General features: G+C 60.3%; 21 protein-coding genes. 7 read left to right on the plus strand and 14 right to left on the minus strand.

The features are described 5' to 3' along the window. The first annotated feature begins 45 nt into the window (after nt 1-45). Nucleotides 46-1,359, plus strand: a complete 1,314-nt coding sequence (locus ABDB84_RS03580; protein WP_345918311.1) for a DNA cytosine methyltransferase — start codon at nt 46-48, stop codon at nt 1,357-1,359. A 22-nt stretch (nt 1,360-1,381) separates the two neighbouring features. Here the strand turns inward: ABDB84_RS03580 and ABDB84_RS03585 are convergent, their stop codons facing one another. The 8 genes from ABDB84_RS03585 to ABDB84_RS03620 form a co-directional block, all read right to left on the minus strand. Beyond that, nucleotides 1,382-2,347 (minus strand): response regulator, encoded by a 966-nt coding sequence (locus tag ABDB84_RS03585; protein WP_345918312.1) that lies wholly within the window; start codon nt 2,345-2,347, stop codon nt 1,382-1,384. Further along, nucleotides 2,337-4,670, minus strand: a complete 2,334-nt coding sequence (locus tag ABDB84_RS03590; RefSeq protein ID WP_345918313.1) for a sensor histidine kinase — start codon at nt 4,668-4,670, stop codon at nt 2,337-2,339. The genes ABDB84_RS03585 and ABDB84_RS03590 overlap by 11 nt, the downstream gene beginning before the upstream one ends. Nucleotides 4,671-5,096: 426 nt before the next feature. After that, nucleotides 5,097-6,134, minus strand: coding sequence for a hypothetical protein (locus tag ABDB84_RS03595; protein WP_345918314.1), 1,038 nt, complete (start codon nt 6,132-6,134; stop codon nt 5,097-5,099). A gap of 133 nt (nt 6,135-6,267) precedes the next feature. Continuing rightward, nucleotides 6,268-7,941, minus strand: a complete 1,674-nt coding sequence (locus ABDB84_RS03600; RefSeq protein ID WP_345918315.1) for a hypothetical protein — start codon at nt 7,939-7,941, stop codon at nt 6,268-6,270. A 141-nt stretch (nt 7,942-8,082) separates the two neighbouring features. Beyond that, nucleotides 8,083-9,030, minus strand: a complete 948-nt coding sequence (lipA, locus tag ABDB84_RS03605; protein ID WP_345918316.1) for a lipoyl synthase — start codon at nt 9,028-9,030, stop codon at nt 8,083-8,085. Further along, the gene (gene lipB, locus ABDB84_RS03610; RefSeq protein WP_428715061.1) at nt 9,030-9,710 is read right to left on the minus strand and encodes a lipoyl(octanoyl) transferase LipB; all 681 of its coding nucleotides are present in this window, start codon (nt 9,708-9,710) and stop codon (nt 9,030-9,032) included. The genes lipA and lipB overlap by 1 nt, the downstream gene beginning before the upstream one ends. After that, entirely contained in the window at nt 9,707-9,979 is a 273-nt protein-coding gene (locus tag ABDB84_RS03615) for a YbeD family protein (RefSeq protein ID WP_345918317.1), read from the minus strand. Before ABDB84_RS03615 ends, lipB begins: the two co-directional genes overlap by 4 nt. A gap of 78 nt (nt 9,980-10,057) precedes the next feature. Beyond that, nucleotides 10,058-11,200, minus strand: a complete 1,143-nt coding sequence (locus ABDB84_RS03620; RefSeq protein ID WP_345918318.1) for a D-alanyl-D-alanine carboxypeptidase family protein — start codon at nt 11,198-11,200, stop codon at nt 10,058-10,060. A 189-nt stretch (nt 11,201-11,389) separates the two neighbouring features. On the opposite strand from ABDB84_RS03620, the gene ABDB84_RS03625 reads away from it, so the two are divergent. Then, nucleotides 11,390-13,006 (plus strand): methyl-accepting chemotaxis protein, encoded by a 1,617-nt coding sequence (locus tag ABDB84_RS03625; RefSeq protein ID WP_345918319.1) that lies wholly within the window; start codon nt 11,390-11,392, stop codon nt 13,004-13,006. Between the two features lies 1 nt (nt 13,007). On the opposite strand, the gene ABDB84_RS03630 is transcribed toward ABDB84_RS03625, so the two are convergent. The 6 genes from ABDB84_RS03630 to ABDB84_RS03655 form a co-directional block, all read right to left on the minus strand. Then, nucleotides 13,008-14,096, minus strand: coding sequence for a septal ring lytic transglycosylase RlpA family protein (locus ABDB84_RS03630; protein WP_345918320.1), 1,089 nt, complete (start codon nt 14,094-14,096; stop codon nt 13,008-13,010). After that, nucleotides 14,096-15,232, minus strand: coding sequence for a rod shape-determining protein RodA (rodA, locus tag ABDB84_RS03635; protein ID WP_345918321.1), 1,137 nt, complete (start codon nt 15,230-15,232; stop codon nt 14,096-14,098). The genes ABDB84_RS03630 and rodA overlap by 1 nt, the downstream gene beginning before the upstream one ends. 81 nt (nt 15,233-15,313) lie before the next feature. Then, nucleotides 15,314-17,200 (minus strand): penicillin-binding protein 2, encoded by a 1,887-nt coding sequence (gene mrdA / locus ABDB84_RS03640; protein WP_345918322.1) that lies wholly within the window; start codon nt 17,198-17,200, stop codon nt 15,314-15,316. A gap of 99 nt (nt 17,201-17,299) precedes the next feature. After that, nucleotides 17,300-17,821, minus strand: a complete 522-nt coding sequence (mreD, locus tag ABDB84_RS03645) for a rod shape-determining protein MreD (RefSeq protein ID WP_345918358.1) — start codon at nt 17,819-17,821, stop codon at nt 17,300-17,302. Next, on the minus strand, nt 17,818-18,828 hold the full coding sequence (gene mreC, locus ABDB84_RS03650; protein ID WP_345918323.1) for a rod shape-determining protein MreC: 1,011 nt from the start codon (nt 18,826-18,828) through the stop codon (nt 17,818-17,820). The genes mreD and mreC overlap by 4 nt, the downstream gene beginning before the upstream one ends. A gap of 117 nt (nt 18,829-18,945) precedes the next feature. After that, nucleotides 18,946-19,989 (minus strand): rod shape-determining protein, encoded by a 1,044-nt coding sequence (locus ABDB84_RS03655; RefSeq protein ID WP_345918324.1) that lies wholly within the window; start codon nt 19,987-19,989, stop codon nt 18,946-18,948. Nucleotides 19,990-20,096: 107 nt separating this feature from the next. On the opposite strand from ABDB84_RS03655, the gene gatC reads away from it, so the two are divergent. The 5 genes from gatC (at nt 20,097) to ABDB84_RS03680 (ending at nt 23,928) form a co-directional block, all read left to right on the plus strand. Then, entirely contained in the window at nt 20,097-20,384 is a 288-nt protein-coding gene (gene gatC / locus ABDB84_RS03660) for an Asp-tRNA(Asn)/Glu-tRNA(Gln) amidotransferase subunit GatC (RefSeq protein WP_345918325.1), read from the plus strand. A 66-nt stretch (nt 20,385-20,450) separates the two neighbouring features. Then, on the plus strand, nt 20,451-21,038 hold the full coding sequence (gene lpcA / locus ABDB84_RS03665; protein ID WP_345918326.1) for a D-sedoheptulose 7-phosphate isomerase: 588 nt from the start codon (nt 20,451-20,453) through the stop codon (nt 21,036-21,038). 142 nt (nt 21,039-21,180) lie between these two features. Continuing rightward, a complete protein-coding gene (gene gatA / locus ABDB84_RS03670; RefSeq protein WP_345918327.1) occupies nt 21,181-22,629 on the plus strand; it encodes an Asp-tRNA(Asn)/Glu-tRNA(Gln) amidotransferase subunit GatA in 1,449 nt (482 codons plus the stop codon). 47 nt (nt 22,630-22,676) lie between these two features. Then, nucleotides 22,677-23,345, plus strand: coding sequence for a hypothetical protein (locus ABDB84_RS03675; RefSeq protein WP_345918328.1), 669 nt, complete (start codon nt 22,677-22,679; stop codon nt 23,343-23,345). A gap of 103 nt (nt 23,346-23,448) precedes the next feature. Then, nucleotides 23,449-23,928, plus strand: a complete 480-nt coding sequence (locus ABDB84_RS03680; protein ID WP_345918329.1) for a hypothetical protein — start codon at nt 23,449-23,451, stop codon at nt 23,926-23,928. Nucleotides 23,929-23,995 lie beyond the last annotated feature (67 nt).

The following is a 23,995-nucleotide window of genomic DNA, read 5'->3' on the forward strand; positions in this document are numbered from 1 at the left end:
GCGCCGTTACCAATAGTAAGACACAGCAAGTAACACCTCTGATTCATGGCCGACGCTCCCAGACCCCTTCGCTTTGTAGACGTGTTTGCCGGTTGCGGCGGACTTTCGCTTGGGCTATCCCAAGCTGGCTGCAAAGGTGTCTTTGCGATTGAGAAAAGCCCTTTGGCCTTTGAAACCTTGCGCCACAATCTAGTGGACGGGAAACACTACCAATTCGATTGGCCGACATGGCTTCCCAAGGAGGCCATGACCTGCGAAAACCTTCTACTACATCATGGAGCTCAGCTTGAGAGCCTAAAAGGCTCGATTGATCTCATTGTAGGTGGCCCGCCTTGCCAAGGGTTCTCGACGGCAGGACGCCGTGATCCGGCAGACCCTCGCAACCAAATGACGGAACAGTATCTGGCGCTGGTTGAAAAGCTCCAACCCCGCTTCCTCGTAATCGAGAATGTGGCAGGCTTCAACATGCGGTTCGAGACCGAGGAAGGGCTAGACAAGCTCATCAAGGACCCGAAGCATGCGTCTTACGCTGACTACGTCGCTGGACGACTGCAAGATCTGGGCTACTCAGTGTCTCGCGGCCTCGTGAATTGCGCTGACTTTGGCGTACCCCAGAACCGTTTGCGCTACTTGGTGCTGTGCGAACTGAACGCAGAGGAAAACGAGGCTACTCCGAACCTATTCGAAGCCCTCCAGGCCTCTCGTAAAGCCTTCCTGAAGGACAAAGGGCTCCCAGTCGAACGGAAAATTTCGGTCAAGGAAGCCATCGCCGACTTGTTGGTCGATGGGGCGATCCTCGTTGAAAGCACGGATTCAGACACGAAGGGCTTTCACGAGCCCCTTTACGAGCCTCCTGTTTCTCCGCAGGGCTACATGAAGCTTATGCGTGCCCATTTGCGCACGAAAGCCCCCAATAGCCGCCGGCTGGCCAAGCACAAGAAAACAACGATTGATTACTTCAAGAAGGTCCAGAAAACATGCCGCCCTGGGCGCTGCTTAACTATCAAAGAGCGTGCAAAGGTCGGGACTAAGAAGCATTCGACGACGGTACTTGACCCCAATAGCCCGGCACCAACTATCACCACGCTGCCAGACGATATCGTCCACTACTGCGAACCACGGATACTGACCGTCCGAGAAAACGCGCGGCTGCAGTCATTCCCGGATTGGTTTGAGTTTCAAGGCAAGTACACGACTGGCGGGAAGCAGCGCAAGCAAGAATGTCCGAGGTATACGCAGGTTGGGAATGCCGTACCCCCATTGCTTGCAAGCGCAATTGGCAATCTCCTGCGACATAGAAATCTACCCAAGCCCGTTCCTGTTTCCGATGCATCTTGCGCTCACGCAGCGTCGGTATGAGGCCGCGAAACGTGTAGAAACGTCAGTCGGAAGAGGAAGCAGTCACTAGCGTACCGATTTCTCGCAGGGCATCCATGTATCCCGCAAAACCTCTTCGAATATCCGGAAAGTCACTAACGCTAATTTCATCGCTACCCTTCCCTTTTAAAACCCACCCGCTCTCTCCCCGCTCTTCAAATACGTGCGCTAGGACATTTCGTTTCCTCAGGACATTGTCGACGTACGAGGCGCTATTCCTCCTCAGTTCGCGCAATCTATCAACCTGAGCTTCGTCCAATTTAAAGCTGCTAGGGTTTTTGACTGCCAAGTCTGTAAGGCGGCGGAAATGAGCAAATAACTTAGCGCTGTCAACCGCCATGGTCCCTAGACGCGCGATCAGGTCGCTGCTATTGACGGTTGCATCCGAGTAGCTTTGCCTCATGCTGTCGATAGACTTAAATACATCCGCATCAAGATCGGGCATCTTGTCTTTACAGCCTTGATCAAAGCCACACATGGATATCATGGCCTTCTTCATTATCTCATCACACTCCGCTACGACACGCATAGCCAATCCCCTCATTCCTGAGAGCCTGTCCAACGCACGGGCCGTTTGATCGATGAGTTCACCTGTTCGCTGGATAAACCTCTGTCCATCGCGGCGACAGCAATAGACCCCCTCTACGTCACTACTTGCAATAAGGCGGCGCAATTCGCCTTCCTCTTTAACACTGCCCGAGTAAAACAGGATAGTTGTGGAAGGAAAAAGCCTCCTGATCTTGGGCGCTAGCTCATCGCCACGCTCATCCCTGAGGCGATAGTCCAGCAAGATGATGTCGTATCGATGATACAAATGGTGCTCTTTTGCTAAGCCCTCGATAGTCTCGCCGTTCGGGATTGCGTCGATGCGAGCGATAAAGCCCGCATCACGAACCCGGCGCCTTAGGCTTTCCTCCTCCGCGGGACTAAATGAGTCTTCTATCCAAAGAATTCCAAAATCAAGATTCATGAATTTCCCCCGGTACTACAATATCGAAATCCGCCCGGCTCCCATCCCCAGCCAACTCAATAGTGCCGCCCATTTCTTGCAGGATTTGTCGGATGCTATATAAACCCAAACCTGTGCCATTAGCAGAGCCAGAGTAGCCTCTTTCAAATATCTTCGAGGAATCTATTTTTCTTCTATCTATACCAAGCCCATCATCCGAAACTCGTATGACAATGGCGTTTTTCCACTTTTGACCAACCTTAAATTCGATCTTGTGTGCCTTTGCCTTGTGAGCATTGTCTAGTAGATTGTCAACGAGAACGGCGATGTCAACCGGGGAGAAAGATCTGTAAAGAGTTAACCCTGATGCATCGAAGGTCGCTGCAGGTATGTTGGGAATTCCAACAAGACGAACTTCAAAATACTCTTCGAGAAAGCGCAACAAGTCCCCCTCAACTTTGTCTGTCTCCAAATCAACTCGAATGTTTGGAGCAAACGACAAGACCGCGCCCAGCCTGTCGCCAGATAGGGTCGCGCCTGCTACTGCTACTGATATTCGACGAGCCGACTGTCGAATGCTGGCAAGTTGGTCTTCCACATCTTGAATATCTTTGAGACCGGCGGGGGTTACGGCATTCTCGAGGAGAGATCTGATTTCGTATGCCGCATTGGAAATCGCGGAGCGAACATGTCCCAAATGAATTTTGGCTTGATGCATCAGAAGCTGTACGCGCTCGACGTCGACGTCTAGGCTGCTCCCCAAAAATGCAGCCTGCTTCTCAAGTAGTGCGATACGTTGGTTTGTGCGCTGCTGTTCTTCCAGGGCACGATGGGCGGCTTGCCGCGCCTCTTCTCGAGAAACACGTAACTCCTCTATCCTGCTTTTGGCCGCCTCGATACGCTTGAGCAACTTAGCGTCGCCACTGCTGTCCGCCAACTGGGATAGCGACTTCAGTGTTTCATCGGTAATGCTATCTGGATCTTCCGGAACCCTCGTGAGCTCTTCGTCGTAGTACAGAATTTCGATATCTTTTGATTTTGCAAGCGCCCCAACGACAGCAAGTATTCTGCTGCGCGAGCTGTCTGTATCCAACCCTTCTGGCGTATCTCGATCCTGATCCGGCTTGTCACGCCAATTGACGCCTACAACATACCGCTCAAGGCGATAAATCATATGTTTTCTTATGGCGTCAAAGAGCGCGCGGCTACGCGCATCCTCAATTAGCCCGGCATCTCTACTTGATACTTCCCTGAACATTTTAGGGGGAGCAAGCACGTCAACGCGACCGATGACATCCCGAGTTCCAAGGTAGCGAGACTGCCCTTGCTGTTTTCTTCGATTCAACCCCAAGGTATCGTCAAACTCTTCCCCGATAGGGAAAATCCTGAACCTATTCAGGAACAAAAATACGCTACCAAACTCAATTGGGCGCACACCCATTCGTGTAGTGAACGTTTTCTTTGCCGCCCTGTTTAGAAAGTAAATGTGACCTTCTACTTGGCAGTCGCTCAACTCCTCGTAAGGGGAGGGTTCTCGCACAACATAAATTTTTTTGCCGCGATCAAAAAGTGTGGTGTTAATAAAGCCGCCGCCAATTTTTACGTCGATTCGGCTTGTTTTCTCAATCAGCAATTCAGCAATTTCATTGCGAATGGGGCCATCAACCCCACTAATCGCTTGATCCGATCCATCCAACAACCAAGTTGATACAGTTACATGGGTAGTTGTCCCGAACGGATCAATTAACTTGGCGAGGTCTTTTCGTAACTGCTGGATCCTGTCCGAATCCCACGAGTGCCGTGCTTCCTCAATGATAAGAACGGTGCCGCTCCCGGACAAAGTAGGCGCATTAATTGCCGATGGGAAGGATTTTGCTGCGCTTACCGCAACATCAATGCTCTGGAATTCTTCACTGCTATCGTCTTCAAACCTTGTCCAATCCACCTCAAGTCTTGAAATCGAGTTTTTTTCTTTTGCTCGGCTATACAAGTCGAGTCGTTTGCCCAAAGTGTCGCAGGCAAATCGCCCGATACCTTTACTTCCTGCGAATTGACCAGAAGGTTTGATCTTGTCTCGGTATGTGTCAGGTTGAATTAATGCTTTTTCAGAGTAAGCCACGAAAAGCCATTTGTTACGGATGTCTGCTAGAGACATTCCTTGCCCGTCATCAGTGATGACCAGCCTTTTGTTGTCGGGGTCAAACTCGATGTCTACCCGGGTAGCGCCTGCATCGAAAGAATTTTTTACGAGCTCAAAAATCGCCACGTACTCGTTCGTCACAAGCTCGCGACCTATAATGTCTTTTAGATGAGAGCTAACCCTAAATTTTTCTGTTTTACTCATCGTGGCGCTCATCCAGAAGTTTTGCTTAGCGCTCTGCGCAGGGGGCTGCCAGTAGCGCACAGAGCTTGGTTGCGTACTCGTTTGCAGATGAAAAGGTGTGCCGCAATACCTTCGGAAAGAGCTTTACGCCCGCAGGCCGCAGGTAAGACTGATCCCTAATCCTACCCTCTTGTTTGGAAAGAGTGTCGCGAATGACACCAACTTGAAGGCCTGTCATACGAGACGAAGACATTGGAGTAAGAATTAGAGCGGAGTATTTATCTCCCGGAGCCTCCGGCCAACAGAGGCGGTACGTTTAGCCCCGGCCCATCTGGTATTGGAGGCAAGCGTGCGCTTATGCCTGGGCGCGTATCGTGAGCCCCATCCGCCGTTCTGCTGCTGTCGGGATCTGGAGCCACTACTGGTGCAAGTTGTCCGGCGTTGTACTTACAAAGCTCTTGTCTTCCTTTTTGATCTTCTTGCTTTGCAAAGCGTGGAGCAGCCCCCGGATAGTTCGAGGCGCTTGGGTAATGCCTTGCTGTCTGGTTCTTTCACGTTTTGGAGCCGCAGCGGTTCAAGCTCCTGTCCGCTGTCTTTACTTGGGCAGACAATCGGAATCTTGGCTGGGTCCGGGAGATCGGTATCTGGGTTGGCTTGCCGACCATCGTTGTCGGCCATGACTTGCAGGTCTTCGTAGGGAAAAGGTGCTGAGCAGGATACGAGCGACAACACTAACCAGCGCGCCGGTGCGTAGCCCACTTTCTTGCACAGCGCCTTGATCCTCGTCTTGCCCGAGAATGGGAATGCACTCTCGGGGTTCGCGTTCTGCGTATTGGCGAAGTCTCTCATCATCGAATCGTTCACCCGTCGGGCACCGTCAAATGCAGCCTGTGAATTGAGTATCCGGGCGATAGTCCAGCAATCATCGCCGCTGACATCTTGTCGCCGACAAACCACAGCGAGTTTTCCATTGAGGCCGGTGTAGTCGGGATCATAAATGCTCGACGGCGAGTGGACGAAGTCGCCGTCGAAGACCGCCTTCGAGAGCCGCGTCGAATTGACGTAGTAGAAACGTATGAGCTCGATAGCGGGAATGATGATTCCTGCTGGGTCGCCGTTGTGCGGCAAGACAATGCACTTGGTGTTCTTGCCGTAGCCCATCAAACGATGAGCGCGGAAGGGGACGAGCCCTGCCAGGCCTACCTTATCGGTAGCAATGTAGTAGTTCGGTAGGCCAGGAGGAATGTCGAGGTCAAAGACTTGCTCGACGCCACTGCGGAGCATCTCCAGCTTACCATCCCGCCAAAGGGAGCCCATGCACAGCAATGGAAGCTGTCCAACGCCGATAGCCTCCACGCGGAGAATGTCTTGTTCTATGGCATTTTCCGTGTGCCAAGCGCCCTTGGCATCGTCCTTCACCTTAGCCAGGACAACCTGGAGTCTGTATTCTGTTGCAACCTCGGGGTCGCGTTCGATGCCGCCCAACCAGTTGGGTCGCCAAGTTGAACCAAGGCGACTGGTGTCTTTGAACTCTTCAATGACAACATGCTAAATGGGCATGGAGCCCATTCTAACGCTGTAACGACGAGCGTTGTACAGCCGTGCTACTTCCGAGTCTTTAGTCCACGTACAGCTCGACAGTCAAGGTCGGGAACTCGTACTTCTCGTGCGTTTTCCCAACGTCAGCAAATTGATTGCGAAAACTCTCAACGCAAACCGGAATTTCAGCTATAGGGTCTGCACCTTCAGCGTTTTCTAAGCCGTGAAGCAATTCTGGCCAACCTAGCCATGTTGCACGGTTATCTTGTGCGCACTCCCCGCTAAACGCGGCGGAGTACCTTGCTAGTACATACACTTGAGGCGCGAAATTGGATCGGGGGCCTCTGAACCCAAGTTTTGCAGCAACATCCGCTGCATTTTGGGAGCCGATCCAATCCATGACTTTGTCGACCCAAGCATTCGCTATGTCAAGATTTCGCTTCCTACTTGCCCACTCACGCACAGATCTGCCAAAGACATCGTGCCATTTCAATTGAATCAGCGCGATGGAACCGGTTTCGTTGTCGAATATGACTGCGTCGATATCCGTCAGGACGGATCCATTGGGGCGGCGAAGCTTCACCCCGTGCTCTGGAATCGAGAATCTAGGGGCAGGAAAAGCAGTTGCCAAGTCTTGGCGGAATACTTGCTCCCGCCTATCGACGCCGCTAGACCACTCTTTCTCATGCACTCGTCTTAAGTGCCGGAATAGCGCAAAGTACGGATTGGATATTGCGCCAAAACAAGGCAGCAAATAAAAATCTTTACCAAAATCGATATAGTAGGTGGCGGGGGTCTCGAAGCAATCCTCCCAGTCCCCAATGCTTTCCATGTTGAGGCTTAACGCATTCAACGTAGGCTGTATCCGCTGGGCCTGCAATCCAGCCTCCTGCCAGACTTCCGCCACATCATCTTTGCGAACGAATATAGTCAAAACATTGCGCAGATCCACTATTGGGTTTTTCTTGGCCAACAGTAGTGCAAAGTCGATGTGGCAAAGCACTCTTCCTAGCGCTTGCTCACATGCGGCTTTCCATTCTCCGAAAGTTCGCCCTCCAAGCGCTACGTCATCCGGCAGAGCTTCGCTTTCGAAATAGCCAATGCCAAAGTCACGCGCGGCATCACGGTATGCAAGAACAATTTCCCAGTCGTTGTCGTAACGGATGAACCATTCGGAAGCTACGTCTACGTAAGACGACATTCGTTGCCGCAGTCCATCCCAGTCAATCTCGTTGGGGGCGACGCTGTCGATGCCATCCCTTTTGTACCGAGACCGTAAGTGAAAAATTGCCTCCCGTGCCGCCCACTCAAGTGAGTCAGGCTTGAGGCGAATAACAAGATGGTTAGGGCTAATGATCTGGGTGCGCGCAACCCCGTGTTTTTCAAGCGAGGCCAAGCGCTTGAGGTTGGACAGACGCCCACACGCATCTAAGTAGCTGTGCGCGAATTCAGAATACGTGGTGTTCGTCGGCGCAAAAGGTACTCCGCCTCCCGTGCCTTGAATTGCCGATATGAATGGGCGCAACGCAACGGCGGCCCCCACGAGGCAGTGATGCTCGTGCGGGCGCTCCGCCTCCTGAGCCACCTCTGCCCGGAGCATGCGGCCAACAGCGATAACATCAAGGGCCCGAACAAGCTCGTACAGCCCTTCTTTCTCGTGCCCTCGCCAATTCTTTAGCACGCGCTCTTGAAACGCAGAGATTTCCCGGGAAATTAATAGCTCTGCCGGACTCAATGAACGCGAGTGTTGCATTTTCAGATTACTGAACCCCAACGACAAACCGACTGCTGCTTACGATGACTGCCTTAATGCAGGCTCCAGTAGCGTCCATCGCTGTTATTAGGTCGCAAAAAGCGTTGTTTAGTCGCTCTAAGCGTTGGATTCGTCACTGTCTCAGGCCACGCCGGCGCTGTGCGCCTGCATGTCGGCCCAGTAGCTGGAGCGCACCATCGGGCCGCAGGCGGCGTTCTTGAAGCCCATCTTCAGCGCTTCGGTCTCGAACATCTTGAAGACGTCCGGATGCGGGTAGCGCAGCACCGGCAGGTGGCCGCCGGAAGGCTGCAGGTACTGGCCGATGGTGAGCATGTCCACATCGTGGGCGCGCATGTCGCGCATCACTTCGAGGATTTCCTCGTCGGTCTCGCCGAGGCCGACCATCAGGCCGCTCTTGGTCAGCACTTCGGGGTGCGCGGCCTTGAAGTTCTTCAGCAGCATCAGCGAGTGCTGGTAGTCGGAACCGGGGCGCGCGGCCTTGTAGAGGCGCGGCACGGTTTCGAGGTTGTGGTTCATGACGTCGGGCGTGGCTTCGCTGAAGATCTTCAGCGCGATGTCCATGCGGCCGCGGAAGTCCGGCACCAGCACTTCGATGGTGGTGTGCGGCGAGGCCTTGCGCGTCTCCTGGATGCAGTCGACGAAGTGCTGGGCACCGCCGTCGCGCAGGTCGTCGCGGTCCACCGAGGTGATCACCACGTATTTGAGGCGCATCGCGGCGATGGTCTTGGCCAGGTCCCGCGGTTCGTCCTGATTGAGCGGGTCCGGCTTGCCGTGACCGACATCGCAGAACGGGCAGCGCCGCGTGCAGATGTCGCCCATGATCATGAAGGTCGCCGTGCCCTTGCCGAAACATTCGTGGATGTTGGGGCAGGAAGCTTCTTCACAGACGGTGTGCAGCTTGTGCTCACGCAGCGTGTCCTTGATCTCGTTGAAGCGCGCGGTCTCTTCCGAGTTGCCGATCTTGATGCGGATCCACTCGGGCTTGCGCAGCTTTTCGGCCGGCACAATCTTGATCGGGATACGCGCCGTCTTGAGTTCGCCGCGTTGCTTCTTGACCTGTTCTTCCATCACACGAGTTCCTGTTTTTGCGCCGCCGGCAAAATGACCGGATAGCGTTCTTCCAGCAGGGCGGCGAGTCGTTCCGCCAGCCTGCGATGCGCCTCTGCGACGCTTGTGTGCACGCCCAGCTCACTGAGCTGGGTGGTGCGTAATCCCTCGTAACCACAGGGATTGATGCGCGTAAACGGCGCCAGATCCATCTCCACGTTGAGCGACAGCCCGTGGTAGCTGCAGCCGCGCGTGATCTTGAGTCCCAGCGCGGCAATCTTGGCCTCGCCGACATAGACGCCCGGTGCGCCTTCACGGCGCTCAGCGGCAATGCCCCAATCCGCCAGCACGTCGATCAGCGCCTGCTCCATCAGATTGACCAGCTGGCGCACCATCAGCTGGCGGCGATGCAGGTCGAGCAGCAGATACACGACTGCCTGACCGGGGCCGTGGTAGGTGATCTGACCGCCACGGTCGATCTTCACCACCGGCACTTCGCTCGCCTGCAGGAGGTGCTCGACCTTGCCCGCCAGGCCCAGTGTATAGACCGGCGGATGCTGCAACAACCACAACTGGTCCGGGGTTTTCGCGTCGCGCGTGGCGGTGAAGGCCTTCATCGCCTCGAAGCTGGGCGCGTACTCGACCAGGCCCAGCTCACGGATCTGCAGTGAGTGCTCAGGCCCGATGAGCGCCTCGCTCAAAGCACCACCTTGACCATCGGATGACTCGACAGCTCGGTGTACAAGGCGTCCAGCTGCGGCTTGGAAGTGGCGCGGATGGTGCAGGTCAGCGAGAGATATTTGCCATTGGCCGAAGGGCGCATCTCGACCGTGGCCGGATCGTAGTCCGGCGCATGGCGCAGCACCACATCGACCACCGCCTGGACAAAGCCATCGACGCGCAAGCCCATGATCTTGAGCGGAAAATCGGTGGGGAATTCAAGCAGGGTGTCTTGCAGAGGCTCACTCATGGGCGGCGCGGTTCCAGGCAGTCAAGCGGCAATTTTAGCAAGCGCCGCTGCCGCTGACGAATTTATCCCCGAGCACGCTCAGTGCAAGGCATTGCGCAGACCTTCGATGCTGCGCATGAACCAGTTGGCGCGTTCGACATCCTGCAGGGCGAGCAGCGGGTATTCGCCGAGGACCTGACCGTCGAGCAGCAGGCGCAGACTGCCAAGCTTGGCGCCACGCGCCAGCGGCGCCTTGAGCCCGGCGGCCGGCAGCAACTGCAGCTTGACCTCGGCGGCACGGCCGTGCGGCACCGAGATCAGCAGATCATTCATGAAGCCGGCGTTCACCTTGTCGAGCTTGCCCTCGCGCAGCGGCAGGGCGCCCACGGTTTGCTGCGCCTTGAAGAACTGCACCAGATCGAAGGCCTCGAAGGCGAAATTGAGCAGCTTCTGCGACTCCTGCGCGCGCGCCTTGTCGGAGGCCGTGCCCATCACCACCGAGACCACACGGCGCGGCCCGCGACGCGCCGTCGACACCAGGCAGTAACCGGCCGCTGCGGTATGGCCGGTCTTCATGCCGTCCACGCTGGCGTCCTGCCACAGCAGGCGGTTGCGATTGGGCTGGGTGATCTTGTTGTAGGTAAATTGCTTCTGCGAGTAGATCGGGAAGTATTCCGGGAAGTCGCGGATGATCGCCGTGGCGATCTTGGCCAGGTCACGCGGCGTGCTGTAGTGGCCGGCCTCGGTGATGCCGGTGACGTTCTGGAAATGCGTGTTCGTCATGCCCAGGCGCTGCGCCTCGCGGTTCATGCGTTCAACGAACTTCGCCTCGCTGCCGGCCACCAGCTCGGCCAGGGCTACGCAGGCGTCGTTGCCGGACTGGATGATCACACCGTGAATCAGCTCATCGACCGTCACCGGCTTGCGCGGATCGAGGAACATCACCGATTCCTCACGCGAACGCGCCACCTGATAAACGCGGTCGGAAATCGTCACCTGCTGGTTGAGGCTGATGGTCTTGGCGCGCAGCGCCTGGAACACCACGTAGGCGGTCATCAGCTTGGTCAGCGAAGCGGGCTCGGCGCGATCATCCGGCCGCGCTGAGGCCAGCACCTGATTGCTGCCCGCATCGAGCAAGAGCCAGGAGCGCGCCGCCAGCTCGGGCGCCTGCGGCAGCGCATCGGCGCAGGCCAGGTTCGACAGCAGGGCCAGGCAAACGGGGAGGATCCAGCGCAATTTCATGGTCACAGCCAACATCAGTAAGAGGGGCGAACTATATAGCAGCTTGCGCTGCCGCATGCTGCGATCCGCCAGAGTCCTGCAAGTTCCCCGCCCGTGCCGCAAAACGCAGGTGTAAAAGTTGTGCGACACCCTCAAGCTTGGGCGGATATACGCGTAAACCCTAGCTCCGAACTGATAGAAGTCCATCACATGAACACCTCCATCGCCTTCCGACTGAAGCTCATTCTTGCACTCTCGGCGCTGATCACCCTCAGCGTCGGGCTGCTGGGACTACAGAATTCGTCCCGTCTTGCCGCATCGCTGGAGCGTTCGCAAAGCGAAACCCTGCAGAAGGTCCGCGAGCTCGATGAAATCGTCGCGCAAACCCTCAGGCTGCGCGTGCACGTGCTGAATCACTTCATCAAGCCCACCGAGGCTGAGCGCAAGAAGGTGGAAGAGCAGGCCAGGAAGAGCGATCAGTCGCTGTGGGATCACATGAAGACCTACGAGCGTCTGATCAGTGATCCGCGCGAACGGGCCATCTTCGACAAGGAAACCGAGGCGCTCAAGAAATTCGATACCGCGCTGTATGCCGCATTTGAAGGCAATAACAGCGGTGACGATACAGCGGCCCGCGCCGGCATCGGTGCGTTCATCAAGATCTCGGCCGACGCCAAGACCGTCACCGACGAGCACAAGCACCTGATGGACGAAGCCATCCAGGCCGAACGCGACGCCTCGATGCAGGACATGAAACAGCTGCGCCTGTACTCATGGATCATCATCATCGTCGGGGTCGCCGCCGTGGTGGCGCTCGGCCTCACGCTCGAACGCGGCATCCGCCGGGGCCTGCTGAGCATGCAGAGCGCCATTGCGCGCATCGAAGACGAGCAGGATTTCCGCATCCGCGTCCCGGCCGCAGGCAACAGCGAGCTGAGCGATATGGGCCGCCGCCTCAACCGCCTGCTGCAAGCCATGCAGGACAATCTGCGTCAGATTGGCGAGAGCGCCAATGCCGTCGCCGCCAAATCGCGCGACATGGCCGAGACGGCCCATGAGCTGGCAACAGCGTCGACCCAGCAGAGCGAATCGGCCTCCAGCATGGCCGCGGCGGTGGAAGAGATGACGGTGAGCATCGGTCACATCGGCGACCGCGCGGTGGCCGCCAACCAGCTCTCGCACGAATCGGGCAAGCTCGCCGCGGACGGCAATCAAACCATTGGCGAGACGGTCAAGGACATCAACGAAATCGCCAGCACGGTGCGCCTCACCAGCGAGCGCCTGAGCGTCGTCGAAACCGAGAGTGACAAGATCTCCTCAGTCGTCGCGGTGATCCGTGAAGTCGCCGATCAAACCAATCTGCTCGCCCTCAATGCCGCCATCGAAGCGGCGCGCGCCGGCGAACAAGGCCGTGGCTTCGCCGTCGTCGCCGACGAAGTGCGCAAGCTCGCCGAACGTACCGCCAATTCGACGCGCGAGATTTCAGCCATCATCGATGGCGTGCGCGGCGGCGCCAAAGATGCGGTCAGCAGCATGGAGCTCGCCGTCGACCGCGTCAGCCAGGGGGTGACACGGGCCGAAAATGCCAGCCAGGCGATTGAGCGCATCAGCGTGACCAGCCTTCAGACCGTCGACATGGTGCATGAAATCACCGATGCGATCCGCGAACAAAGCAGTGCCAGCACCAATATCGCCCAGCAGGTGGAACGCATCGCGCAGATGGCCGAGCTCAGTAGCGACGCAGCCTCCGGCAGCGCCAGCACGGCACGCGAACTGGACCAGCTGGCCGCCTCGATGCAGAAGATCGTGCAGACCTACAAGCTGTAAATCAGTTCAGCGCCTGGCGCTGCGGATAGACGATGAAGGGGTTCAGACGCAGGCGGCTGGTGACCAGGGTGCTGGCGCTGCGTGCGTCATCGGCGCTGCTGAACGGCCCCATGTGCAGGCGGTAGCGCTGGCCCTCGGCGACGATGGCGATGTTCTGCTGCATCGGGCGCAGCGCCTGCAGGGCGTATTCGCGAAAGCTCTCGGCATTGCGCAGCGAGCTGAACGCCCCCAACTGCAGATAAACCCCGTTGGCCAGGCTAGCCGGGCTGACGCTGCTGTCGGCCGGCGGCGCACTGCTGGCGGCCGGTGCAGAGGCCTCGGGCAGGCTGGCCAGCAAGGCGCCGACATCGGCCACCGGCTCGCTGGCAGGCGCAGGCAGGGGCGCTGGCGCTTTGACATTGCGCAGCGGCGGGATGTTGGAGGCAATCATGTTCACCTCTTCCGGAATGATCGCCTCGACCTCGACCTCGGCCGAGCCCTTGTCGGCATAGCCGAGCTTCCAGGCGGCAGTGTAGGAGAGATCGATCAGCCGCCCCTTGTGAAAGGGGCCACGATCATTGACGCGGGCGATGACCGAATTGCCATTGGCCAGATTGGTCACGCGCACATAGCTCGGAATCGGCAAAGTCGGATGCGCGGCGGTCATGCCGTACATATCGTAGGGTTCGCCGCTGGAAGTCTTGGCACCGTGGAAGCGGCGACCGTACCAACTGGCCGTGCCACGTGCGCGATAGGGCTGCAATTGCTGCATCGGCGTGAAACTCAGCCCCAGCGCTTCATACGGACGGTTGGCGCGCGCCAGCAGGGGTTCCGCGCGCGGTTGCGCATTCGGGATGCTGGCCAGATCGGGCGGATTGTCGCCGGGACCGTCGTCCTTGTAATAGCCGCCGCCTTTGCGACTGCTGCTACTGGCGCTGGCAGGCGGCCGCGTTTCCGCCGGGCGCGCCTCGACGCGTGCTTCGGGGCGCGCATCAGGCAGGCGCGTCGCCGGCGGCGGCGGACGCGTCTCGACACGGGCCACGGGCGGGCTGGCACAGGCAGCGAGCAGCAGGCTCAGCAGCGCCAGGCCATATCCGGCACAGCGGCGCATCAGTTCTTGCCTCCGCGCAGGCGGTAGCGTCCGATGCTCATCAGGATGCCGACGCCCAGACACAGCGTGGTCAGCGCGGTGCCGCCATAACTCACGAAGGGCAGCGGCACGCCCACCACCGGCAGCACGCCGCCGACCATGCCCATGTTCACGAAGGCATAGGTGAACAAGGTCATGGTGATCGCGCCGGCCAGCAGGCGCGAGAACAGATTGGGCGCATTGGCGGCGATCGCCAGACCCCGCGCGATGAGCATGCCGTAAAGGATGACCAGCACGATCACGCCGACCAGGCCGAATTCTTCCGACAGCACGGCGAGCACGAAGTCGGTATGGCGCTCGGGCAGGAAGTCCAGATGCGCTTGCGTCCCTGCGCGCCAGCCCTTGCCGAGAATGCCGCCGGAGCCGACCGCAATGGTGGACTGGATGGTGTGGAAGCCCTTGCCGAGCGGATCGGAGGAGGGGTCGAGCAAGGTGCACACGCGGTGCTTCTGGTAGTCACGCAAGCCCGGCCACTTCACCCCGGGCGAGCAGATCTCGCTCTGATAGCTGATGATCGCCACCACGGCCGCCAGGCCCAGCGCCGTCACCGGCACGATCAGTTTCCAGGACAGGCCGGCGAAGAAGATGACGAAGACGCCCGCGCCGAACACCAGGATCGCGGTGCCCAGATCGGGCTGCTTGGCAATCAGGCCGACCGGCACCATCAGCAACATGCCGGCGGCGAGGAAGTCACGCACCTTGAGGCTGCCTTCGCGCCGCTGGAAGTACCAGGCAAGCATCAGCGGCATGGCGATCTTCATCAGCTCGGAGGGCTGGATGCGGCCGATGCCAATGTTGAGCCAGCGCGTGGCACCCTTGGAGGTATCGCCGAACAGGGCCACCGCAATCAGCAGCAGCACGCCCAGCACATAGAGCGGCAAGGCCAAGCTGTAGAGGCGTTGAACGCGCATATGCGCGGCGATGATCATCAGCAGCATGGCCGCGATGACGTTCACGCTGTGCGCCTGGAAACGCTCGGGCGAAGCACTCATCATGACGACGAAAGCGCCCACCAGGGTGGTCATGAGGATGCCGAACAGCCAGGGATCGACCGGGGCGAAGATGCGCCGCAACCAGCCGATGGGATCAAATTGCATGCGTGCCTCTGGCTATGAATTGAGGCAAAAACGACTCAGCGTCACACCCGACTCCCGACTCCCGACTCCCGGCTCTCCGCATCATTCGTCCTCCGCGCCAGATTGCTCGGCCGCCGGCCCGGCGGGCCGCTTGCCGCGAATGTAGTAGTCGAGCACCTGGCGTGCAATCGGCGCGGCTGACTCGGCACCGAAACCACCGTTTTCGACCACCACCGCCAGCGCAATGGTCGGCTTGTCGGCCGGCGCAAAGGCGATGTAGAGCGCGTGGTCGCGCAGATGCTCGGCCGTATCGCTGGCCTTGTACTTCTCGCCCTTGAGCGAGTAGACCTGGGCCGTCCCGGTCTTGCCGGCCACCTCGTATTCGACGCCGGCAAAGGCGCGGGCACCGGTTCCCCATTTATTGACCTGCACCATCGCGCTGCGGATCACCTCCAGCTGATCGGGCAGGATCGGAATGGTCTTGATCGGCGTCGGCTCGATTAGCGTGCGCTTGCCGCTCTTGACGTCTTCCACGTAGCGCACCAGGTGCGGCTTGAACATCACGCCGCCGGCCGCCAGGGTCGCCGTGGCATGTGCCAGCTGGATCGGTGTGTAGGCGTTGTAACCCTGACCAATGCCGATGGAAATGGTCTCACCGGCATACCACTTCTGCGTCTCGGGCTTCTTGAAGCGGCGCTTCTTCCAGGCTGGCGAGGGCAGCACGCCTTCGGCCTCGCCCTGCAGATCGATGCCGGTGCGTGCGCCGAAACCGAACTGGCCGACCGTGCTGGCGATCAGATCGATCCCCATGTCATTGGCGAGGATGTAGTAATAGGTGTCGCAGGACTGCACGATGGACTTGACCATGTCCACGCTGCCATGACCGCCCTTCTTGTCGTCATTGAAAACGTGATTGCCGAAGACGAAGAAACCGGGGTCATTGATGCTTTGCGACGGTGTGCGTTTGCCGGTCATCAGCGCCGCCAGTGCCATGAAGGGCTTGAAGGTGGAGCCCGGCGGATAGGCCGCATAGATCGCCCGGTGCAGCAGCGGCTTGTCCGGCGAGGTATTGAGCGCATCCCAGTTGGTCGAGTCGATGCCGTCGACGAAAAGATTCGGGTCGAAGGTCGGCTTGGACACCAGGGCCAGCACACCGCCGGTGCCCGGCTCGATGGCGACCAGCGCGCCACGCCGGTTGCCGAAGGCCTGCTCGGCGATCTTCTGCAGCTCAGCGTCCATGGTCAGGATCAGGTTGTCGCCCGGTACCGGCGGCGTGCGGCTGAGGCTGCGCACAGCGCGGCCGGCGGCGTCGACCTCGACTTGCTCGAAACCGGTGGTGCCGTGCAGGCTTTTCTCGTAGCTCTGCTCCAGGCCGGTCTTGCCAATGTGCTCGGTACCCCGGTAATTGGCCGCCATGTCCTCGTCGTCATCGATCGCCTCCGCTTCCTTGCGATTGATGCGGCCGATGTAACCGAGCGCATGCGACGCGAGCTCGCCCTGCGGATACTGGCGGAACAGGCGGGCGCGGATCTCGACCCCCGGAAAGCGGTAACGCTGGGCGATAAAGCGCGCCACCTCGGCATCACTCAGGCGGGTGCGGATCGGCAGCGATTCGAAGTTCTTGCTCTCGTCGAGCTGTTTCTTGAAGCGCTTGCGGTCCTTGGGCTGGATGTCCAGCACCTCGGCCAGCTCGTCGATGGTGGCCTCCAGATTGCGCACCTTGGACGGCGTGATTTCCAGCGTGTAGGCCGAGTAATTGCGCGCCAGGATCACGCCGTTGCGATCGACGATCAGGCCGCGATTGGGCACGATCGGCACCAGGGAGATGCGGTTCTCCTCGGCGCGCGTGGTGTAGTAGTCGTGCTTGACCACCTGCAGGAACACGAAGCGCGCCAGGATCAGGCTGAAGCAGACGAGCACGAACACCCCCGCCACCGCGATGCGGGCGCGAAAACGCGAGAGTTCCTGTTCGGGAGCCTTGAGTTCCATATCGGGGTGTAGCTAGGGGCTAGGGGCTAGGGGCTAGATAAAAGTTTGCGCGCTACAGCGCGGAATCTCGCTAGCCCCTCATCCCTGGGCCCTAGCCCCTCATATCGGCCTGTTGTCATCACGATCAATCGGACGCATCTGCGGGATCAGCAGGATGTAATGCACCGGCATCCACAGCGCGGCCGTCGTGAAACTGGAGAAGAAATAGGTCCAGCCGGGGAAGCGGCCGCCGACCAGCAGGCGCACCACCAGCATGACGATCTGCGCACCGAGGAACACCGGCACCATGTGCAGCGCCTGCGCGCTGGGCGAGAACCACAGCAGGCGGCGCGACATGACGATGCTGGCGTAGGCCAGCAGCACATAGGCCAGGGCATGCTGACCCATCACCGCACCGTGCGCGACGTCGACGATCACGCCGAGCAGGAAGGCCATTCCCATGCCGACCATCAGCGGCTCGCGCACGCACCAGAAGGCCAGCACCAGGGCGACGAAATCGGGGATGGCGTAGAAACGCCCCATCGGCACGAAGTGCAGCACCAGGGCCACCAGCAAGGAGCCGATGACAAAGCTGTTGCGCACCGGCAGGAGAATGCGGCTGGAACGATTGGTCAGCATCAGGGTGCTCCCTTGACTGCGCTGGCTGCCGCCGGCGCACTGCTTGTCGGACTGGGCAGGGCGACCGACTGCGCATGCGGCGCCGACTGCAGCTCATGACGCAGAATCACACGGCCACTCGCCGTGCGACGCGGATCTTCAGCTGCCTGATCCGGCGGCGGCTGCGGACCGCCCGAGCGGCCCAGCACCAGCACCGCGCCGCTCTTTTCGACGCCGCCAATCGGCAGGCAGAGAATGCGTCCGAAGGACTCGGCGGCATCGCGGCTGGCGCGAATCACCTGGGCCACCGGCAAACCTGGCACGAAGACACCGTCCAGCCCCGAGGTAACGATGCGGTCGCCGACGCGCACATCGGCATTGGCCGCCAGATAACGCAGCTCCATCAGGCCCGAGCCGGTACCGAACATCACCGCGCGCAAACCGCTGCGCTCGATCTGCACCGGAATCGCCTGCTCCTTGTCGGACAGCAGGGTCACTTCGGCATGCAGCGGGAACACGCGCGTCACCTGGCCGATCACGCCATCGCCATCGACCACCGCCAGACCGGCTTCGACACCGGCATTGCCGCCCTTGTCGAGAATCACCTTGCGCGAGAAGGGATCGCGGGCGGTAAACAGCACCTCGCCCGCGATGGCACGCACCTTGACGCGGTCACGCATGTCGAGCAGGGCGCGCAGCTGGCTGTTCTCCTGCTCCATCTGGCCGTCGCGCAACAAGCGCTGCGAAACCTGCAGCTGGGCATTGCGCAGCCGTTCGTTCTCGCGCTGCAGGGTCACCAGTCCATTGAAGTAGTTGGCGACATTGCTGGCGAACTCAGCCGGCGTCGCGGCCGCAATCTGCAAGGGATAAGTGAGGATCGCCACACCCTGGCGCAGGGTGTCGAGAAAGCGGATCTGCAAGTCGCCCAGCAGCAGCGCCAGCGACAGGGCAACGTAGAGCGTGAGCTTGGCCGAGGGCGGCAGGCCACGCCGGAAAAAGGGCGGCGGCTGATTTCCGGAGCTTGCGGGCATGTCAGTGCGGTTCGAGGCCTGAGGTTTGCAACAAGGCAGCGGCCGGGCAGCACGGTGCCCACCGCAGCGCGGTCAGGCCCCTGCTCGCATGCACCCGGCGCTGCCTCACAGCCCGTATCACTCGCTGGTGAAAATCGAGCCGAGCTTGTCCATCTTCTCCAGTGCCATGCCCGAGCCACGCACCACGCAGGTCAGCGGTTCTTCAGCCACGATCACCGGCAGGCCGGTCTCTTCCATCAGCAGGCGGTCGATGTCGCGCAGCAGTGCGCCACCACCGGTCAGCACCATGCCGCGCTCGGCGATGTCGGCGCCCAGCTCGGGCGGCGTCTTCTCGAGCGCGTTCTTGACCGCGGAGACGATGGCATTGAGCGGCTCGGTCAGCGCTTCGAGGATCTCGTTGCTGCTGATCGTGAAGCTGCGCGGAATACCCTCGGCGAGGTTGCGACCCTTGACTTCCATCTCCTTGACTTCGGAGCCGGGGAAAGCCGAGCCGATCTGCTTCTTCACCGATTCGGCGGTGGTTTCGCCGATCAGCATGCCGTAGTTGCGGCGGATGTAATTGACGATGGCTTCGTCGAACTTGTCACCGCCGACGCGCACCGAACCGGCGTACACCATGCCGCCCAGCGAGATCACGCCAACTTCGGTGGTACCGCCGCCGATGTCGACGACCATCGAGCCGGTAGCGTCCGAGACCGGCAGATCGGCACCAATGGCCGCCGCCATCGGCTCTTCGATCAGATACACCTGCGACGCGCCGGCGCCCAGCGCCGATTCACGGATCGCGCGGCGCTCAACCTGGGTCGAACCGCAGGGCACGCAGATGATGATGCGCGGCGAGGGGGAGAACAGGCGCGAGTCATGCACCTTCTTGATGAACTGCTTGAGCATCTGCTCGGTGACCGTGAAGTCGGCGATCACGCCGTCTTTCATCGGCCGGATGGCGGTGATGTTGCCGGGCGTCTTGCCCAGCATCTGCTTGGCGGCCTGGCCGACGGCCTGAATGGTCTTTTTCTGGTTGGGGCCGCCTTCGGTGCGGATCGCCACAACCGAAGGTTCGTCAAGCACAATGCCCTTGCCGCGCACGTAGATCAGCGTGTTCGCTGTACCCAGGTCGATAGCAAGATCATTGGAAAAATAGGAGCGCAGAAGTCCGAACATGGGCGTATCCGTGAGCCGCGTCAGAGAGCTGACACGGCATGGCTGTGGGGAATCAAAATAGTCGGCTATGTTACCCTATTAGCCACTCCGATTTCATCTGGCCTGACATGTCTCTTACGCTTGAAGAAGTTGCCCGTATCGCCCGCCTTGCCCGCATCGAAGTCTCCCCGGACGAGGCCGAAGCCACCCGCGCCAAGCTCGACGGGATCTTCGGCCTGATCGCCCAGATGCAGGCGGTGGACACCCGCGAAGTCGCCCCGATGTCGCATCCGCAGGATGTCGTGCAGCGCCTGCGCGCCGACGACGTCACCGAGAGCAACCAGCGCGAAGCCTTCCAGGCGGTGGCGCCGGCGGCCGAAAGCGGCCTGTATCTGGTGCCCAAGGTTATCGAATAAGCCCACTCATCTCCTGACGCCCGGTCGTTCTCAGCGTATGTCCGGGCACAGCCAAAGGATTCCCGCATGTCCCGTTTGACCCAACACCTCGCCGAAGGCGCCGAACTGCTGGCGCGCGTGATCAAGGACGAAGCCCTGCTGGCGCAAGTCGATAAAGCTGGCGAGATCCTCGTCGACGCCTTGCAAGCCGGCGGCAAGATTCTCTCGGCCGGCAATGGCGGCTCGCATTGCGACGCCATGCACTTTGCCGAAGAGCTCTCCGGCCGCTACCGCGACAACCGCCCGGCCCTGGCGGCGATTGCCATCTCTGACCCCTCGCACATCACCTGCGTGGGCAACGACTACGGCTTCGAATTCATCTTCTCGCGCCAGGTCGAAGCCCTGGGCCGTCCTGGCGACGTGCTGCTGGGCATCTCGACCTCGGGCAATTCGGCCAATATCCTGGCCGCCATCAAGGCCGCCAAGGCCATTGGCATGAAGACCATCCTGCTCAGCGGCAAGGACGGCGGCAAGATGAAAGGTCTGGCCGACGCCGAGATCATCGTGCCGCATTTCGGCTACGCCGACCGCATCCAGGAAATCCACATCAAGTTCATCCACGCCCTGATCGACCATGTCGAAATCGGGCTGGGCCATGTCAAACCCGTGAAATGAAAACCCTCTTCACCGCAAAGGCGCAAAGCGACGCAAAGGGCCGCGAAGAAAAGCAAAGCAAGCAAAACCAGTCTTGTTGTACGGTTTCCTTTGCGGCCCTTTGCTTTTCCTTCGCGCCTTTGCGGTGAAAGAAAAACGCAAAATGACCTACCAGACGCTCAAATCCCTCGCCGCCGATCTGGCGCAGAAAAAGATCTCCAGCCGCGAGCTGGTCACCGACTACCTCGCCCGCATCGATGCGAAAAATCCGCAGATCAATGCCTTCATCACGGTTGATCGCGACGGCGCGCTGGCCGCCGCCGATGCTGCCGATGCGGCGATTGCCGCCGGCACGGCTGGCCCGCTGGCGGGCGTGCCGATTGCGCACAAGGATCTGTTCTGTACCGAGGGCGTGCTGACCACCTGCGGCTCGAAGATGCTGGCGAACTTCGTCAGCCCCTACGACGCGCATGTCGTCACCCGCCTCAAGGCGGCCGGCGTGGTGAGCCTGGGCAAAACCAATATGGACGAATTCGCCATGGGCTCGACCAACGAGAGCTCGGCCTATGGCGCGGTGAAGAACCCCTGGCATGTCGAACGCATTCCCGGCGGCAGCTCGGGCGGCTCGGCAGCGGCGATTGCTGCGGGCATGATCCCCGCCGCGACCGGCACCGACACCGGCGGCTCGATCCGCCAGCCGGCTGGCCTGTGCGGCATCACCGGCATCAAGCCGACCTATGGCGTGGTTTCGCGCTACGGCATGATCGCCTACGCCAGCTCGCTCGACCAGGGCGGCCCGATGGCCCACACCGCCGAAGACTGCGCCCTGCTGCTGAACCACATGGCCGGCTTCGACACGCGCGACTCGACCAGCGTGGAGCGCGCCGCCGAAGACTACACACGCGAACTCGCCACGCCGCTGGCCGGCTTACGCGTGGGCCTGCCCAAGGAATACTTCGGCGAAGGTCTGGCGGACGATGTACGCGCCGCCGTCGACAACGCCCTGGCCGAGCTGCGCAAGCTCGGCGCGACGACGGTCGAAGTGAGCCTGCCGAACACCCATCTGGCGATTCCGGCCTACTACGTGATCGCCCCGGCCGAGGCCTCGAGCAATCTGAGTCGCTTTGACGGCGTGCGCTACGGTCATCGCGCCAGCGACTACAAGGATCTGGCGCAGATGTATTCGAAGAGCCGCGCTGAAGGCTTCGGCGCGGAAGTGAAGCGGCGCATCCTGGTCGGCACCTATGTGCTCTCGCACGGCTACTACGACGCCTACTACATCAAGGCCCAGCAGCTGCGCCGCCTGATTGCTGAAGACTTCAAGCAGGCGCTCAGCCAGTGCGACGTGATTGCCGGCCCGGTGGCACCGACCACCGCCTGGGCGCTGGGCCAGATGGCCGATGATCCGGTGCAGATGTATCTGGCCGACATCTACACCATCGCCGTCAATCTGGCGGGTCTGCCGGGCTTGTCCACGCCGGCCGGCTTTGGCGCCGACGGCTTGCCGGTCGGCCTGCAGCTGATCGGCAATTATTTTTCCGAAGCGCGCTTGCTGGGCGTGGCCCACCAGCTGCAACAGGTCACCGACTGGCATCTGCAAACGCCGGCCTGAGCCTGCAGCACAGCGGCCCGCACAGCTTCTCGACGCAGGAGGGGTGCATGAAACGCGGCATGCTTGGCAGTTTGCTGGTGATCGCTTGTTGCAGCAGCGCCTTGCAGGCTGCACAGGACAGCGGCGTGCGCATGCTCGCCGCCCATGCCGCCTGCGACGGCAGCCTGTTCAAGGCGCTGGCCGCCGATGCGCCGCGCTGGCAGGGCGAAAAATCCTTCGCCCGCCGGGGGCCGCTGGCGAGCTTTCGCGTCGCCAATCGAACCCCACCCGAAGCCTATGGCGGCCCTGCCACGCTGGATTTCAAACGCGCCCGTCGCATCGACGGTCTGCCGCTCTCCGGCTGGTTCGACGCCGATCTGTCGGCCTGGTCGCGCTTTGCGCGCTTCGAAGTGCAGTTTCTCAGCTGGGGCTTCTACATCGACGCCACGCCGGCTGATGTGCGTGACTGGCTGCGCCGCGCAGCACCGGCCGTCGGCCGCCGCCTGCAACGCAGCAGCGCCGACAAGGAAGGTGTCTATTGCGTGCAGGAGCGCTGGCAGGACGAGCGCTGGCAAGCCGAGGCCTGCAGCGCCGATGAAGACTTCCCGACCGAGCCCAGGCCTGTGCGCTGGCTGGTGATCCGCCCGGCCGACACGCGCACGGTGCTCTCCTGCGAGCTCGCCGGCAGCCTGCCAGCGCCCCTGCTGCATCAGTTGCGGCCCGATCTGCCGCACTGAGCCACCGATCATCGCCCCGCCCACACGCCCGCTTGACAGGCCAACGGCGCGCATTAAATTGCCAGCATTCCGCCACTGAACGGGCTTTGCCGGGGAGTCCAGCATGCTGCGTCGCATCCGAGGTCTGCCTTGTCTGCTGCTGAGCCTGAGCCTGCTGAGCAGCAGCACGCTGTGCGAGGCGGCGGTGCAGGTCAATTCCCGCCTGCTGGGCAAGCGCAGCCTGCAGTTGCCGCCGGATCGGCCGCTGAACCTCGTCTCGCACTGCAATTTCGCCAATGAAACCGGTTATCGCGGCGAGTCGGTGGTCGAGGTGCGCGAAGGCGTGGTGCGCAGCCTGCACACCATCGTCGATGTGCCGGAACTGGGGCGCTGCGAATTCATGCTCGATGGCATGAAGCAAACCCGCGTCCGCCCCAATGTCGAGCTGCGCCACAGCCGCCATGCCTGCGTCGTACGCATGTGGGAACAGGGACCGAAAGCCACCGTCTCGTTCAGCAACTGCGCCAGCGCCTGCGCCAATCCCGAAGCCTTCAAATACGTCTGGCCGCTGCTGATCAACCGCGACACCGGGCATTGTGACTAGGGCCCGCAAGCAGATCGCCACGCAGCGCCGTTCTGGGCTATCGTTGTGGCACTGCATGAAGAGGACT

It is taken from the genome of Uliginosibacterium sediminicola (assembly GCF_039631295.1).
Taxonomy (GTDB): domain Bacteria; phylum Pseudomonadota; class Gammaproteobacteria; order Burkholderiales; family Rhodocyclaceae; genus Viridibacterium; species Viridibacterium sediminicola.